Origin of the sequence: Williamsia sp. CHRR-6 (genome assembly GCF_018474015.1) — a bacterium.
Classification (GTDB): domain Bacteria; phylum Actinomycetota; class Actinomycetes; order Mycobacteriales; family Mycobacteriaceae; genus Williamsia_A.
Map to the genome: position 1 here is coordinate 392,286 of NZ_JAHCSG010000005.1, position 15,304 is coordinate 407,589.

The window sequence follows — 15,304 nt, forward strand, 5'->3', positions numbered from 1 at the left end:
TCTGTGGTCGGACTGTGCAGCGAGCCTCCGGATCGGGCTCGCGCCGACGACACGGTCCTCGGCTCGCTCATTATCGCCGCGGGCGTCGGGTCTGATCAGCTACCACCTACTGTTCGGAGCGTTGCGGCCCTCAGATGGGCAGGTCGACGTCACGGCAGTCAGTGGCCGACGGCGCTCGGGCGCGGTCTGCGTAGTGGCGCACCCTGCGCGCCACCGACCCACCGAGCGGGCCGCCTACTGTGGAGGGCATGGGAATCACGCGCACGTCGGTGGTCGCCGACTCGATCGACGAAGTCTTCCGCTGGCACGAGCGTCCGGGGGCCTTCCACCGCCTGACGCCGGGTTTCGCGCCGATGAAGTTGCGATCGGAGACCGACTCGCTGGCCGACGGTCAGGCCGTCCTCGCCGTCGGCGGCTTGATCCCCTGGGTGGCCTCCCATCAACGCGACGGCTACTCCCCGCCCAATCAGTTCGTGGACAAGCTGACCTCGGCGCCACTGCGGTTCGTCACCCCATGGACCCACACGCACCGTTTCGACGCCGTGGATTCTGGCCACACCCGCATCACCGACACCGTGCGCACGCCGGTTCCAGCGCGGGCACTGGCCTCGATGTTCGACTACCGACACCGACAGCTCGCCGCTGACATCGAGACCCAGAAGTGGGCGCGCGCCCTGCAGCCGACACCGCTGACGATCGGGATGACCGGAGTGTCGGGGACCATCGGGACGTCGCTCTCGGCCCTGGCCACCACCGGAGGTCACCGAGTGATCTCGCTGGTCCGGCACGCACCGACCGGGCCTGACGAGCGCCGATGGGATCCGGCCGCACCGGCGGCCGACCTGCTCGACGGTCTCGATGTGCTGATCCACCTCGCCGGGGCGAGCATCGCAGGCCGGTTCACCGATCGCCACGTGGCGGCGGTCCGTCACAGTCGGGTGGAACCCTCTCGTGCGCTCGCCGAGGTGGCCGCAGCCGCCGCCCGCGATCAACGGGGACCATCGGTGTTCGTATGCGCCTCGGCGATCGGGTTCTACGGGGACTCCCGCGGGGACGAAGAACTCACCGAAGACGCCGTGGCCGGCTCAGGTGCCATCGCCGACATCGTCAAGGACTGGGAGTCGGCGTGCACGCCCGCCGCCGAGGCCGGGATACGGGTGGTCAACATCCGCACCGGCGTGGTTCAGTCCAGCTCCGGCGGCATGCTCAAGGCGCTCTACCCGCTGTTCTTCCTCGGCCTCGGCGGGCGCATCGGCAACGGTCGTCAGTGGCTGGCGTGGGTCGGCGGCGATGACATCGCCGACATCTTCTATCGGGCCGCGCTCGACAAGCGTCTGGTGGGACCGGTGAACGCAGTGGCGCCGCGACCGGTACGCAACGCCGAGTGGACCTCGACCCTGGGCCGCGTGCTGTCGCGTCCGACGGTTCTGCCGGTCCCTGAGTTCGCACCGGGTCTGCTGCTCAAACCGGAGGGATCTCGAGCGCTGGCGCTGGCCGATCAACGAGTCGTGCCTGCCGCCCTGACCGCGATCGGGCACCCGTTCCGGACTCCTGCACTCGAAGACACCCTGCGACACCAGTTCGGCCGATACCGCTGAGCGTTCCGGTTCGACGGGAGGCCGCGAACGCAGGCGACGAAGACACGAACGCCACGAACACTCCGGCGCCCCGATGCGCGCCGTATCATCGGTGCACTGATCGGTACCCTCTCGCGGTGCCGTGATCCGGGGTGGACGACCACGAGCTGTGAGGGTGGCATCGCATGATCATCGAGACACCGCACCTGGTGTTGCGGCCGATCATGGCCGCAGATGCTCGCGCGCTGATCGATCTCGACAGCGACCCGTCGGTCATGCGCTATGTCTCTGGTGGCCGCCCCACCCCGGCACACATCATCTCCGACTGGGTCATCCCACGGGCCATCACCGCGATGTCAGCGCATCGCGGGGACGGGATGTGGGTGGCGATCGACCCGGCCCAGCGCGCTTTCTTGGGCTGGTTCAGCCTGCGCGCACCGCGCCACAGCCCGCAGCATGAACTCGAACTCACCTACCGGCTGCGGCAGGCGGTGTGGGGGCGTGGATTTGCCACCGAGGGCTCGCGTGCGCTGGTCGCGACCGCCTTCGATCACGGCCGTGCCGAGCGGGTCTTCGCGGGCACGATGGCGGTGAACACCGCCTCACGCCGCGTGATGGAGAAATCCGGGATGCGACTGGCCGCTCTTCATCTGGCGGCCGACCCGGGCATCGACGGTCACGAACGCGGCGAGGTCGAGTACGAGATCCTGCGCACCCAGTGGACCGCCGAGGAGTTCCCCTGGGCTGGTTCGGTGCGCCACCTGAGCAACCTGATCGCCTGATCTGCCTGGATGCAGGTGCCGCACGAATCCATGGGGTTTCGGGGCATCACCGGGGTCGTTCATTGACTACGGTTATCCCAGACGCCGTGGCTCCAGAACACCGCACTGGAGACCGCGCTTTCAAGAACGAACAGGAGATGCCCATGAGCCCCACGTCAGGTGGACAGGCCCCCCATCGTGTCGTGGTGATCGGATCGGGGTTCGGTGGGCTGTTCAGCACCCAGCGTCTGCGCAAATCCGATGTCGACGTCACCTTGATCGCGCGCACCACACACCATCTCTTCCAGCCCATGCTGTATCAGGTGGCCACCGGCATCGTGTCCGAAGGTGAGATCGCCCCGACCACCCGGATGATCCTGCGACGTCAGAAAAACGCTCGCGTGCTGCTCGGCGACGTGCAGACCATCGATCTCGAGCGCAAGGTGGTGGTCTCGCGGCTGCTCACCCGGATCACCGAGACACCGTTCGACAGTCTTATCGTGGCCGCCGGTGCCGATCAGTCGTACTTCGGCAACGACCACTTCGCTGAGTTCGCCCCGGGTATGAAGACCATCGACGACGCGCTGGAACTGCGCGGACGAGTGCTCGGCGCGTTCGAGCAGGCCGAGTTGTCCAACGACCCGGTCGAACGGGAACGACTGCTGACCTTCGTGGTCATCGGGGCCGGTCCGACCGGGGTGGAGTTGGCGGGACAGATCGCCGAGATGTCGGACAAGACGCTCAAGGACACCTTCCGCAACATCGATCCCACCAGCGCCCGGGTGATCTTGCTCGACGCTGCGCCCGCGGTTCTGCCACCGATGGGACCCAAACTGGGCGTCAAGGCCGCGCAACGGCTGGAGAAGCTGGGCGTGGAGATCCAGCTGAACGCGATGGTCGTCGACCTGGACTACGACAGCCTCACCGTCAAGGAGAAGGACGGGACCACGCGCCGTATCGAGTCGCAGTGCAAGGTCTGGTCGGCCGGTGTGGCCGCCAGCCCCCTGGGTAGACAGCTCGCCGAGCAGAGCGGGGTGGAACTCGACCGCGCCGGACGCGTCAAAGTGGGGCCCGACCTGGCGCTTCCCGGCCACCCCAACGTGTTCGTGGTCGGCGACATGATGTCGGTGGAGAACGTCCCCGGTATGGCACAGGGCGCCATCCAGGGCGGACGGTACGCGGCCGACGCGATCACCGCTTCACTGGCTGGGCAGAAGCCGGAGGATCGCTCGCCGTTCAAGTACAAGGACAAGGGCTCGATGGCCACCGTCGCCCGGTTCAGCGCGGTCATGAGCGTTCCGATCCCGTTCACCAACAAGCGATTCGAGACCGAGGGCTTCTTCGCGTGGGTGGGCTGGCTGGCCCTGCACCTGGTCTACATCGTCGGATTCCGCAATCGGTTGTCGACCATCCTGGACTGGCTGGTGTCGTTCACCACGCGCGGTCGGGGCCAGCTGACGGTCACCGAGCAGCAGGTCTACGCGCGCACCGCGATGAGGAACTTCGGCAGGCAGGCCACGATCCCCGACGCCACCTCCGAACCCACCGCCCCCGAACCTGTGGCCGCCCCCGCGTCCGCCGCCGTCGCCGCGGCTCCAGCGCAGAAAGCTGCCGCCGAGTAGTCCCGGTCGCAGCATCTCCGGCACGGAGGTGGCAGCCATCTCAGCGGTCGCACCCTGGGTGCCGAATCGTCACCCATCGATCAGCGAGTCGGCGGCTGTACTCGCCGCCGACACCGAATCAGCCAGTGCGGTCGTCAGACTCGCGTCGCCGGCCAACGCCATACGCACCGCGAGATGCGTCGTGGACACCACACCGGGTCGGTCGTCGGGGTAGCGGAATCGACTGACCAGGCCCCGACGTCTGTTGTCCAAGTCCACCCGATGGGCCAGTACCGGACGGCTTCCGACGGTGACGGCCACAGCGCCACACCAGGTTCCTGCGGTCTCGCCATGCCGCCCGATCTGCACGGCCTCGTCGAGATGCACGACTGCGGTGGGTGCGGCAGCCACCGTCATCTCGGTGAGGTGACGTGCGTCGGCGGCCACCACCGTCGGCAGCGGGGAGACGGTGAGTCTGCCCCCATCGCCGATCTCCAGATGCCACCGCACCCGCGAGACCCGATCGGCGAGCGACGGCAACGCCAGGGTCGCCGCTACCGAGCCGAGCCAGAGCGTGGCACCAGGCTCCACGATCACCCGGATGTCGATCGTGTCGCCGCCCAGCGGGGTCGCCGCCGTCGAGATCAGGTGCAGCGCATCACGTCCCGTTCGACGCACCGCCAATCCACCGCCGGCGAGGATCCTCGGCGACCGTTCGATCGCAGCGACGATCTCGATGGTGGTCTGCATCAGTGGCTGACGCCGACCTCGGCTGCCAGCTGCTCACGGACCCACCACACGACGTCGGTGGCGGCGGGGTCGTCGGTGAGGGAGATGAGCGCAGTCGGCCGCCCTTCGCGCACCCGCGCGGCGTCACCCGACATCACGGCCAGATCGGCACCGACGAGCGGCGCGAGATCGGTCTTGTTGATCACCAACAGGTCGGAGAATGTGACGCCCGGCCCACCCTTGCGAGGCACCTTGTCGCCGCCGGCCACGTCGATGACGAAGATCTGGACGTCGATGAGGCCGGTGGAGAACGTCGCCGTGAGGTTGTCGCCGCCGGACTCGACCAGGATGAGATCCAGCGGCGGGTTCGCGGCGACGAGGTCGTCGATGGCGTCGAGGTTGGCGGTGATGTCGTCACGGATCGCGGTGTGGGGGCAGCCGCCGGTCTGCACGGCGGTGATGCGCTCGTCGGGCAGCACTGCATTGCGTCGCAGGAAGTCGGCGTCCTCGGTGGTGTAGATGTCGTTGGTCAACACCGCGACCGAGAGTTCCTGGCGCAGTTGACGACACAGTGCGGCGACCAACGCGGTCTTGCCTGATCCGACCGGGCCGCCGATGCCGATCCGCAACGCCTCCCCGGCCGATCGCTCCCGCCGCGGTCGATCGTGGTGATGGTGGTGCGGTGCTCCGTCGATCAGATGCGGGGGCATCGGTCTGTCCTTCTCTCGTGGGGTGGATGCTGGTCGGTAGAGTTCAGATGTTGTGCACTCGGTGGTGGTGCTGTGGACGTCACGACGCGAACAGCGGCATGTCGCGGATCTGGTGACGTTCGGCGAGGACGTCGAACAGCGGATCGGACAGATCGGCGAGTCCGTCGCGCGCCGCGCGCGCTGCCACCTCGGCGCACAGCGGCGCGAGATCGAGGGTGACTATCGCGACCTCGGCGGGGTCGAGAGCCAAGAGCCGCTGTCCGGCCGTCGCCATCCCGGTCATCGCGGTGTAGGTGAAGACCAGGGCGCTCTGGTGACCGTCGAGTCCACTCATCCGGCCGACCGTACCGGTGATCACCGGCAGGTGTGAACGTGGGACGTGAGCGGTGTAATCGGCTGCGGGCCAACGACGTCGGGCCAGGCGGAGCAGACCGCGTCCCTGCGCGAGAGAAGCCGCCCGTGCGGCCGCCGACGGGGTGCGGGCATCGACCTCCACCTGCGCTCGCGTCTCGTCGAGGACCCCATCGGCCACCGACGCCGCCACCGACGCCCCCACGAGCGCACTGGAGTGGAGACGACGATGGACGAAATCACGCAGACTCGCCGCGTCGGTCACCATCCGATCGGCGATGGCCTGCTCGATGCCGCCGGAGTGCACGTGGCCTCCGATCGGTAGACGAGAGTCGGCCAACGTCAACATCAGGGCGACCGCATGGCCCGTACCTGTCAACCCCGCGTGGTCGCCCATGTCAGAACAGGAAGTACCGCTGCGCCATCGGCAGCACTGTGGCGGGCTGTTCGTCGAAGATCTCGCCGTCGATGCGCACGGTGAACGTGTCGGGGTCGACCACGATCTCGGGCATCGCGTCGTTGCCGGGCATGTCGGTCTTGCCCACGGCACGAACGTCTTTCACCGGTGCCAGCCGACGCCGTACGCCCAGCCGTTGCATCAGTCCGGCCTCGAGGGCGGCAGGCGCGACGAAGGTGAGAGAGGTGTCGGCGGCCACCGGTGCTGCAGCACCGAACATCGGGCGCGGCAACACCGGCTGCGGGGTGGGGATCGAGGCGTTGGCATCCCCCATCGCCGCCCAGGCGATGGCCCCACCCTTGACCACCACATCGGGTCGCACTCCGAAGAACGCGGGATCCCACATCACGAGGTCGGCGAGTTTGCCCGGTTCCACCGATCCGATCTCGTCGTCGAGACCGTGGGCCACGGCCGGACAGATCGTGTACTTGGCCACGTAGCGCCGTGCCCGATTGTTGTCTGCAGCGGCGTCGCCCGACAACGATCCGCGGCGGCTCTTCATGACGTGGGCGGTCTGCCAGGTGCGTAACACCACCTCACCGATCCGGCCCATCGCCTGCGCATCGGACCCGATCATCGAGATGGCGCCGAGGTCGTGCAACAGATCCTCAGCCGCGATGGTCGTCCCGCGGATTCGACTCTCGGCGAACGCGAGGTCCTCGGGCACGCTCGGGTTGAGATGGTGGCACACCATCAGCATGTCGAGATGTTCGTCGAGGGTGTTCACCGTGTGCGGGCGGGTGGGGTTGGTGGAGCTGGGGAGAATGTTGGGATGGCTTGCGACGGTGATGATGTCGGGTGCGTGACCGCCGCCGGCACCTTCGGTGTGATACGCGTGGATCCCGCGCCCGGCGATGGCACCGAGGGTCTGTTCGACGAATCCGGCCTCATTGAGGGTGTCGGAGTGCAGAGCCACCTGGAGCCCGAACTCGTCGGCGATCCGCAGGCAGGCATCGATCGCGGCCGGTGTGCTGCCCCAGTCCTCGTGCACCTTGAACCCCGACGCGCCGGCCAACACCTGCTCACGCATCGACTCGGCACCGACGGTGTTGCCCTTGCCGAGCAGCGCGATGTTCAGCGGCCAGTGGTCGGTGGCGGCGATCATCGAGGCAAGATGCCACGCCCCGGGGGTGACGGTGGTCGCCTTGCTGCCCTCCGCCGGACCGGTCCCCCCACCGATGAGGGTGGTGATCCCATTGCCCAGCGCTTCGTCCATGATCTGCGGGCAGATGAAATGCACATGACAGTCGATACCGCCGGCGGTGACGATCTTGCCGTTTCCGGAGATGATCTCGGTGGAGGGACCGATGACCAGGCCCGGGTGCACCCCGTTCATGGTGTCCGGGTTGCCGGCCTTGCCCAGAGCCACAATGCGTCCGTCACGAATTCCGATGTCGGCCTTGATGATCCCCCAATGATCGAGCACCACGGCTCCGGTGATGACGGTGTCGGGTGCACCGTCGGCACGGGTGGCCCGAGACTGGCCCATCGACTCTCGGATCACCTTGCCCCCACCGAACACGGCCTCCTCGCCCGCGAGGCCGGGTCCACCGCAACGATCTTCGGTGATCTCGATGAGGAGATCGGTGTCGGCCAGTCGAATTCGATCCCCAGCGGTCGGACCGTAGAGCTCTGCGTAGCGCTGTCTGCCCAGAATGGCCATGTCAGTCCAACGTTCCGGGCGGGGTCAGCGACAAACCGGGCACGATGCGGGCGCCTGCGATGGGCACCAGATCGACGGTCATGCTGATTCCCGGCTCGAAGCGCACCGCGGTCCCGGCCGGGATGTCGAGCCGTTGTCCGTGCGCCTGCTCGCGGGCGAAGGCCAGGCCGGCGTTGGCCTGCGCGAAGTGGAAGTGACTTCCCACCTGGATCGGTCGGTCGCCGGTGTTGACCACCTCGACGGTGGTGCGGGGGGCGCCGGCGTTGATCTCCACCTCGCCTGGGGCACAGAGCACTTCACCGGGCACCATGCGCGCGGTCATGCGATCGGCTCGTGCACGGTGACCAATTTGGTGCCGTCGGGAAACGTGGCCTCGACCTGTACGTCGTGGATCATCTCGCCGACGCCCTCCATGACCTGCTCGCGCGTGAGAACCTCACGGCCACTGGCCATCAGCTCGGCCACCGACCGTCCGTCCCGCGCGCCCTCGAGGACGTGGTCGGTGATCAGAGCAACCGCCTCGGGATGGTTGAGCAGCAGTCCGCGGTCCTGCCGACGGCGAGCCAGTTCGGCTGCGTACGAGATCATCAGCCGTTCCTGCTCATGGGTGGAGAGTCGCACCTGCTGCCTCCTGTACCGACGCCGCCGTGAATCTGGCCGTCCGCCATCGGATGCCGGGCGGACGCGCTCTCATAGTGCCACGGTGCACGCGCCTCGGCGCGGTTACTCAGGGCGTGGGTGAACCCGACGCCAGTGCCGCGACATGGGCCGGGGTGAGCGCATCGCCGTGCGTGGCGACGGCCTGCTCGTCGAATGCGTTCACCGCCCAGCCGCGTACGAGGACGGCGGCCAGGGCCCGCGCGGTGGCGGGCTCGTCGATCACGCCACCGGACTCGCCACCCTCGGCGGCGAGGTAGCGCTGCAACCGGGTGGCGGCCGCGGGCATGGCGTCGGCGAAGAAGCTCTGGGTGGCCAACCATCGGGTGATCAGATGCCCGGGATGCATGTCCCATCCCTGATAGACACCGAAGTCCAGCGACCGTCGCACCAGCCGGTGATGCCGACGTAGGGCCGTGGCGATCTGCTCGGCGTCGCCGACCGGCACCACTTGCGTGGAACCGTCGCTCACCCACACCCCGGTCTGCGCAGCCGAGGTGACCATCACGGCCTTTGCATGATCTGCCAACGGGTGTTCCAACGACTGTTGGGCTGCGACAACCCCACATGCTGCGCTGTAATCGTAAGTGCCGTAGTGCAATCCAGTCAGACGCGGACCGGACCGGTGAATGGCGGCCGCCACGGTGGCCGTACCGTCGGCGCCGACCACGGCTTGCGGTGATTCGATCTGCAACTCGAACCGCAACACGCCTGCGCTCAGCCCGTGCGCGCGTTCGATCTCCTCACACAGCGCGAGGACTGCGTCCACCTGTCCGACGGCCCGCAGCTTGGGCACCGTGAAGACAAAACCTTCTGGCACCCCACCGGCCCCGTCGAGCACCGCCTCCAGCGATCGCAGGCCGCGACGGCGTTCGACCGGTCCGAGACCTTTGCATCGCACCCCGGCCGCGATGGTCGGATACAGGCCGGGCTCCCCCGCGGCCCGCTGCTGCGCCCACGCTGCCAACACCGCACCGGCAGCGCGAGCGTGCGCGTCCTCCACCTCGTCGGAACGGCTGCCGTAGCCGTCCTCGAGATCCACGCGCAGGTCGACGATAGGCGCGGTCTCCAACTGCGCCAGGACGGATCGAACAGCCCCGACCGGGGCCATCTCGACCAGCACATCCATTGCTCCCGTGGCGATCTCGATTGCACGCTGCGACCATTCGCCGACAGTTCCCTCGTGCACGACGTCGGCGGATACGTAGACGGTGTGCAGGGGTTGGACCCCACGGCTGCGGTCGGGGTACTGCGCGGTCAAGGCCGCATCGGTCTCGGCGAGAATGGCGTCGAGCCGACGATCGGCGGCGGCGGCGAACCGCACACCTGACGGTCGTTTCGACATCCCGTCCGCACCCGTGCGCTCGCGGGTCAGGTCGTCCCGAATCATTTCGTCCCCAGTCAGGTCGTCCCGAGTCAGGTCGTCCCCAGTCAGGTCGTCACGGTTGCCGGCCACGAGGCGCTCAGGACGTGCGTGCGTCGAGGTTCTGCAGCCGCACGCGGCCCTGTGCCACCACGCGACCCTCGGCGTCGGTCATGTCGACCTGCCAGAGTTGCTGCAGCCGTCCGCGATGGATGGGGGTGGCCGTGCCGGTGATGCGTCCGGAACGAACCGCCCGCAGGAAGTCGGTGGAGTTGTTGACCCCGACCACGTTGCCGGTCACGCCACGTTCGCGCAGCCACATGGCCGCCGAGACGCTGGCCAGCGATTCGACGAGGGCGCAGTACGTACCACCGTGCACGATGCCGAAGGGCTGGAGGTGCTGCGGACCCACCTCGAACGACGCCGACGATCCGTCACCGCTGATCACGTCGTATTCGAAACCGAGCGCGGTGTCCAGCCCGGTTCCCATCTCGGCGATCATCTGTGCCTGGTCGACCATGTCATCGCACCTTTCGTAGCCGTCAGCTGACGATAAGCCACGCCACCGCCGCCATGCGCGCGAGGACATCCGAGGCCAGGAGCACGGGCACGACACAGCAGCAGGTCCCACGCCGGGGGTTGGCGTGGGACCTGCCGTGACGTGGATCGGGGGTCGCTGCAGCCCTCAGGACACTCGCTCGATCCGACGCTGATACCAGCTTAGGCTAAGCTAACTAAGAAGGCAAGGCAGCGTGGTCTCCGACCGTTCAACGATCGCGAACCGAATGACCAGCAACGACGGTGATCACCGATCCCTGCGACCGAACAGCGCACAGTAGGATCAGAAGGATGTTGAGTGGTTTGGGTGATCTGGAACGTGCAGTCATGGACAACCTGTGGGCGTCGGACTCGCCGCAGACCGTACGGCAGGTCCACGAGGCCATATCGCGTGACCGCGAACTCGCGTACACCACCGTGATGACGGTCCTGCAGCGGCTGGCGAAGAAAAAGCTGGTGTCGCAGATCCGCGACGACCGGGCTCACCAGTACACCCCGACGCGACGTCGAGAGGACATGGTGGCCGGCCTGATGGTCGACGCGCTGCGCGAGGCCGACGAAACCACATCGCGGCACGCCGCACTGGTGTCCTTCGTCGGTCGAGTCGGGGCAGACGAGGCCAACGCGTTGCGTCAGGCCCTCGACGAGTTGGAGGCGGCGCGCTCGGTCGGCGATCACTGACCTCGGCTCACCCCGCGCCCGCTACCCAGACTCCCCGCCCATCCCCCAGCCCACCCATCCCCAGCCCACCCAGACCTTATTGGACCCCACCCTTTCGGACCCCAACCGTGGACCTGACCCCACGACGAGGACACATCGATGACCGCTGTGGCATTCGGGGCTTTCGCCCTGATCCTCGCGGGACCCGCTCCCGCGTGGCTCTCGCGCGCGCAGTGGCCGTTGCGGGCGCCGCGTGCGGCGATGGCACTGTGGCAGTCGGTCGCGCTGGCTGCAGTCCTGTCGGCGTTCAGCTGCGGACTCGCCATCGCGGCCAACCTCCTGGTCCCCGGCCCCGACGGACGACCCACCACCAACCCGTTCGACGAGATCCGCTCGCTCGGTGTCGTGCTGTGGACGGTGTACGTCGCGGTCTTCGTCCTCACCCTCGTCATCGGGGCGCGGCTGATGTACACCGTCGTACGGGTCGCGGTGAAGACCCGCGCGCGGCGCGCCGCACATCGCCACCTGATCGATCTCCTCGACCGGTTCGACCGCTCCGGCTGCGATCGTCAACTCCTGGCCCGCGATGTACGGATGTTGGAAGTCGACGAGCCGATGGCCTACTGCCTTCCCGGTCTGCGCCGACGCGTGGTGCTCAGTGCCGGCGCTGTCGCGCGGCTCTCGCACGACGAGCTCGAGGCGGTGATCGCCCACGAGCGCGCACACCTACGTGCTCGCCACGACCTGGTTCTCGAGGCCTTCATAGCGGTGCACGAGTCCTTCCCCCGTTTCATCCGCAGCGGCTCGGCGCTGGACGCGGTGCGCCTTCTGGTCGAGCTGTTGGCTGACGACCACGCGGTGCGCGCAACCGGCCCGACCCCATTGGGCCGTGCCCTAGTGGCGTGCGCCGATTCCACGGCACCACGTGGGGCGCTCGCGGTGGGCGGTCCAACGACGCTCGTCCGCGTCCGACGCCTCGCGCATGACCGGCACGGTCCTGTCGTGTCGGCGCTGGCCTACCTCACCGCTGCGGGGATCCTGGTGTTTCCGACCATGGCCGTTGCTGTCCCGTGGCTCACCGAGTTGCACCGGCTGATCACTGCGGGCTGAGTCGGATCGAGGACAGTACTGACCGCCACCCCAGAGCCCGGCGACGGGCAATAGGGTGGTTGCCATGAACCAATCTGCCTCCGACGCCGCTACGTCGACCACTGCTCGCGCTCAGATCGGTGTCACCGGTCTGGCCGTCATGGGATCCAACATCGCACGCAACTTCGCCCGCCATGGACACACCGTCGCGCTGCACAATCGCACTGTCGCTCGCACCGACGCCCTCATCGACAAGCACGGCGGTGAGGGCGACTTCGTGCGCACCGAGACGATCGAGGAGTTCGTCGCTGCGCTGCAGAAGCCGCGCCGGGTGCTGATCATGGTGAAGGCCGGTGATGCGACCGACGCCGTCATCTCCGAGCTCGCCGATGCGATGGAGCCCGGCGACATCATCATCGACGGCGGCAACTCGCTCTACACCGACACGATTCGCCGCGAGAAGGCCATGAGTGACCGCGGCCTGAACTTCGTCGGCGCCGGCATCTCCGGCGGTGAAGAGGGCGCGCTCAACGGGCCCGCGATCATGCCGGGCGGACCGGCCGAGTCCTACGCATCGCTAGGACCGCTGCTCGAGTCGATCTCCGCCCACGTCGACGGCGAGCCGTGCTGCACCCACATCGGACCCGACGGCTCAGGCCACTTCGTGAAGATGGTGCACAACGGCATCGAATACGCAGACATGCAGCTCATCGGCGAGGCCTACGACCTGCTGCGCCGCGCGCTGGATCTGCCGGTGGCCCGGATCGCGGAGGTGTTCCGCGAGTGGAACTCCGGCGACCTGGAGAGTTATCTGGTCGAGATCACCGCGGAAGTGTTGTCGCAGAACGACTCCGAGACCGGCACCCCGCTCGTCGACCTCATCGTCGACGCCGCCGGCCAGAAGGGCACCGGGCGGTGGACGGTGAAGTCCGCCCTCGATCTCGGGGTCCCGACCACCGGCATCGGAGAGGCCGTGTTCGCCCGCGCGCTGTCCAGCGCCCTGGACCAACGCGCAGCGGCCCGCGAACTCGCCTCAGGCACCCTGGGCCCTGCGCCCACCGACGTCGACACCTTCGTCGAAGACATCCGTTCGGCGCTGTATGCGTCCAAGGTGGTCGCCTACGCCCAAGGTTTCGACCAGATCGCCGCAGGCAGCAAGGAATACGACTGGAACCTGCACCCGGGCGCGATGGCCACCATCTGGCGGGGCGGGTGCATCATACGGGCCAAGTTCCTCAACCGCATCCGCGAGGCCTACGACGAAAACCCCGATCTGCCCAGCCTGTTGCTGGCACCGTACTTCCGGACGGCGATCGAGAACGCCGTCGACAGCTGGCGTCGGGTGGTCGTGACGGCCACGCAACTCGGGATCCCGGTTCCCGCCTTCGCGTCATCGCTGTCCTACTACGACGGGCTGCGCGCCCACCGGCTACCGGCGGCCTTGATCCAGGGTCAGCGCGACTTTTTCGGCGCCCACACCTATCGACGGGTGGACAAAGAGGGCGTGTTCCACACGCTGTGGAGCGAGGACCGTTCAGAAGTCCAAAGCTGAGACGAGACCGCCATGCGATTCCTGCCGGGTCACATTCTCACCGCCGACCTCACCTACGACGACGTGTTCATTGTCCCCAATCGCAGTGACGTCGTGTCGCGCTTCGACGTCGACTTGACCACCGGCGACGGCTCGGGCACGACAATTCCCATCGTGGTGGCCAACATGACCGCGGTGGCCGGGCGCCGGATGGCCGAGACGGTGGCTCGACGCGGCGGGGTGGTGGTACTCCCCCAGGATCTGCCCGCAGCGGCGGCGGCCGAGCAGATCGCATTCGTCAAGAGCCGACACCTCGTGGCCGACACTCCGGTGACGCTGGGTCCCGGCGACTCGGTGTCCGACGCGATCGCGTTGCTGCCCAAGCGCGCGCATGGTGCGGTGGTCGTGGTCGACCCCAGCGACGGGAACGCGGTGGGAATCGTGACCGAGGCGGCCTGCCACGGCGTCGATCGCTTCACCCGGCTGTCGGATGTGGCGGACCGCAGCATGGTGGTGCTGCCAGTGCACACCGATCCGCGCGCGGTGTTCGACGCCATCACCGAACATCATCTCGGGGTGGCGGTCCTCACCGGTCCAGACGGGACGATCGTCGGGGTGCTGACCCGTAACGGCGCACTACGCGCCGAGATCTATCGGCCCAACGTCGACGCCTCGGGTCGGCTGCGGGTGGCCGCCGCAGTCGGCATCAACGGGGACGTGGTGGGCAAAGCCCGCGCGTTGGTGCAGTCGGGTGCAGACCTGCTGGTGGTCGACACCGCGCACGGACATCAGGAAAAGATGCTCGATGCGGTCGCCGCCATCGCCCGCGCCGAAGTGGGCGTTCCCCTCGTCGCCGGAAACGTCGTGTCGGCTGCTGGGACCACTGATCTGCTCGACGCCGGCGCCGACATCGTGAAGGTGGGAGTGGGTCCAGGCGCGATGTGTACGACGCGGATGATGACCGGCGTTGGTCGTCCGCAGCTCTCGGCGGTGGCCGAATGTGCCGCTGTGGCCCGGTCTCGTGGGGCCCACGTGTGGGCCGATGGTGGCGTGCGCCACCCCCGTGACGTCGCCCTGGCGGTAGCCGCCGGGGCATCCAACGTGATGATCGGCTCATGGTTCGCCGGAACCCACGAATCGCCCGGCGACCTGCATTTCGACCGATCAGGCCGCGCCTACAAAGAGAGCTTCGGGATGGCCTCCAAGCGGGCGGTCGCCGCGCGGACCGCAGGCGACAGTGCCTTCGACCGCGCACGTAAGGCGCTCTTCGAGGAGGGCATCTCCACGTCCCGGATCATGCTCGACCCGGATCGGCCCGGTGTGGAGGACCTCATCGACCACATCTGCTCGGGGGTACGCAGTACCGCGACGTACGTGGGGGCGGCCACCCTGGACGCGCTGCATGAGCGGGTGGTACTCGGCGTGCAGTCGGCGGCCGGGTTCGCCGAGGGCCGCCCCCTGCCGACCGGGTGGTGACCTGCGTCTCCCGATAGACTGACGCGATTGGATCGTCCCGTTCGGCGCCCGGGCGATCGGAGTCTCCCCGGCGCTCCTGGAGGACATCTTGGTGCGCGCGGCCACCGCCACCCCACCTGCG

The 15,304-nt window shown here is 67.9% G+C and carries 15 protein-coding genes; 7 read left to right on the top strand and 8 right to left on the bottom strand.

What is annotated here, in order from left to right:
- Window positions 1–248: 248 nt before the first annotated feature.
- From KIK15_RS15600 to KIK15_RS15610, 3 genes are all read left to right on the top strand, one after another.
- Window positions 249–1,598, top strand: a complete 1,350-nt coding sequence (locus tag KIK15_RS15600; RefSeq protein WP_214245599.1) for a TIGR01777 family oxidoreductase — start codon at window positions 249–251, stop codon at window positions 1,596–1,598.
- A gap of 164 nt (window positions 1,599–1,762) precedes the next feature.
- The gene (locus tag KIK15_RS15605; RefSeq protein WP_214245600.1) at window positions 1,763–2,359 is read left to right on the top strand and encodes a GNAT family N-acetyltransferase; all 597 of its coding nucleotides are present in this window, start codon (window positions 1,763–1,765) and stop codon (window positions 2,357–2,359) included.
- A 143-nt stretch (window positions 2,360–2,502) separates the two neighbouring features.
- The gene (locus KIK15_RS15610) at window positions 2,503–3,960 is read left to right on the top strand and encodes an NAD(P)/FAD-dependent oxidoreductase (protein ID WP_214245601.1); all 1,458 of its coding nucleotides are present in this window, start codon (window positions 2,503–2,505) and stop codon (window positions 3,958–3,960) included.
- 69 nt (window positions 3,961–4,029) lie between these two features.
- Here the strand turns inward: KIK15_RS15610 and KIK15_RS15615 are convergent, their stop codons facing one another.
- The 8 genes from KIK15_RS15615 to KIK15_RS15650 all read right to left on the bottom strand — a co-directional run bounded on the left by KIK15_RS15615 (window position 4,030) and on the right by KIK15_RS15650 (window position 10,389).
- Entirely contained in the window at window positions 4,030–4,689 is a 660-nt protein-coding gene (locus KIK15_RS15615) for an urease accessory protein UreD (RefSeq protein WP_214245602.1), read from the bottom strand.
- On the bottom strand, window positions 4,689–5,378 hold the full coding sequence (gene ureG, locus KIK15_RS15620; protein WP_214245603.1) for an urease accessory protein UreG: 690 nt from the start codon (window positions 5,376–5,378) through the stop codon (window positions 4,689–4,691). The genes KIK15_RS15615 and ureG overlap by 1 nt, the downstream gene beginning before the upstream one ends.
- A 79-nt stretch (window positions 5,379–5,457) precedes the next feature.
- Window positions 5,458–6,126, bottom strand: coding sequence for an urease accessory protein UreF (locus tag KIK15_RS15625; protein ID WP_250324697.1), 669 nt, complete (start codon window positions 6,124–6,126; stop codon window positions 5,458–5,460).
- A gap of 1 nt (window position 6,127) precedes the next feature.
- On the bottom strand, window positions 6,128–7,849 hold the full coding sequence (locus KIK15_RS15630) for an urease subunit alpha (protein WP_214245604.1): 1,722 nt from the start codon (window positions 7,847–7,849) through the stop codon (window positions 6,128–6,130).
- A gap of 1 nt (window position 7,850) precedes the next feature.
- Window positions 7,851–8,159: an urease subunit beta gene (locus KIK15_RS15635; RefSeq protein ID WP_214245693.1), complete on the bottom strand. Its 309-nt coding sequence runs from the start codon at window positions 8,157–8,159 to the stop codon at window positions 7,851–7,853.
- Between the two features lie 8 nt (window positions 8,160–8,167).
- The gene (locus KIK15_RS15640; protein WP_214245605.1) at window positions 8,168–8,470 is read right to left on the bottom strand and encodes an urease subunit gamma; all 303 of its coding nucleotides are present in this window, start codon (window positions 8,468–8,470) and stop codon (window positions 8,168–8,170) included.
- A 106-nt stretch (window positions 8,471–8,576) separates the two neighbouring features.
- Window positions 8,577–9,851 carry an aldolase/citrate lyase family protein gene (locus tag KIK15_RS15645; protein WP_214245606.1) on the bottom strand — a complete coding sequence of 425 codons (1,275 nt, stop codon included), beginning with the start codon at window positions 9,849–9,851 and terminating at the stop codon, window positions 8,577–8,579.
- A gap of 118 nt (window positions 9,852–9,969) precedes the next feature.
- Window positions 9,970–10,389 (bottom strand): PaaI family thioesterase, encoded by a 420-nt coding sequence (locus KIK15_RS15650; RefSeq protein ID WP_214245607.1) that lies wholly within the window; start codon window positions 10,387–10,389, stop codon window positions 9,970–9,972.
- A 329-nt stretch (window positions 10,390–10,718) separates the two neighbouring features.
- Here KIK15_RS15650 and KIK15_RS15655 point away from each other — a divergent pair, with 329 nt between their 5' ends.
- The 4 genes from KIK15_RS15655 to KIK15_RS15670 all read left to right on the top strand — a co-directional run bounded on the left by KIK15_RS15655 (window position 10,719) and on the right by KIK15_RS15670 (window position 15,183).
- A complete protein-coding gene (locus KIK15_RS15655; RefSeq protein ID WP_214245608.1) occupies window positions 10,719–11,108 on the top strand; it encodes a BlaI/MecI/CopY family transcriptional regulator in 390 nt (129 codons plus the stop codon).
- A gap of 138 nt (window positions 11,109–11,246) precedes the next feature.
- Complete coding sequence (locus KIK15_RS15660; RefSeq protein WP_214245609.1) at window positions 11,247–12,197, top strand: M56 family metallopeptidase; 951 nt, start codon at window positions 11,247–11,249, stop codon at window positions 12,195–12,197.
- Window positions 12,198–12,261: 64 nt separating this feature from the next.
- A complete protein-coding gene (gene gndA, locus KIK15_RS15665) occupies window positions 12,262–13,728 on the top strand; it encodes an NADP-dependent phosphogluconate dehydrogenase (RefSeq protein WP_214245610.1) in 1,467 nt (488 codons plus the stop codon).
- Between the two features lie 12 nt (window positions 13,729–13,740).
- Window positions 13,741–15,183: a GuaB1 family IMP dehydrogenase-related protein gene (locus tag KIK15_RS15670; RefSeq protein ID WP_214245611.1), complete on the top strand. Its 1,443-nt coding sequence runs from the start codon at window positions 13,741–13,743 to the stop codon at window positions 15,181–15,183.
- Window positions 15,184–15,304: the final 121 nt, after the last annotated feature.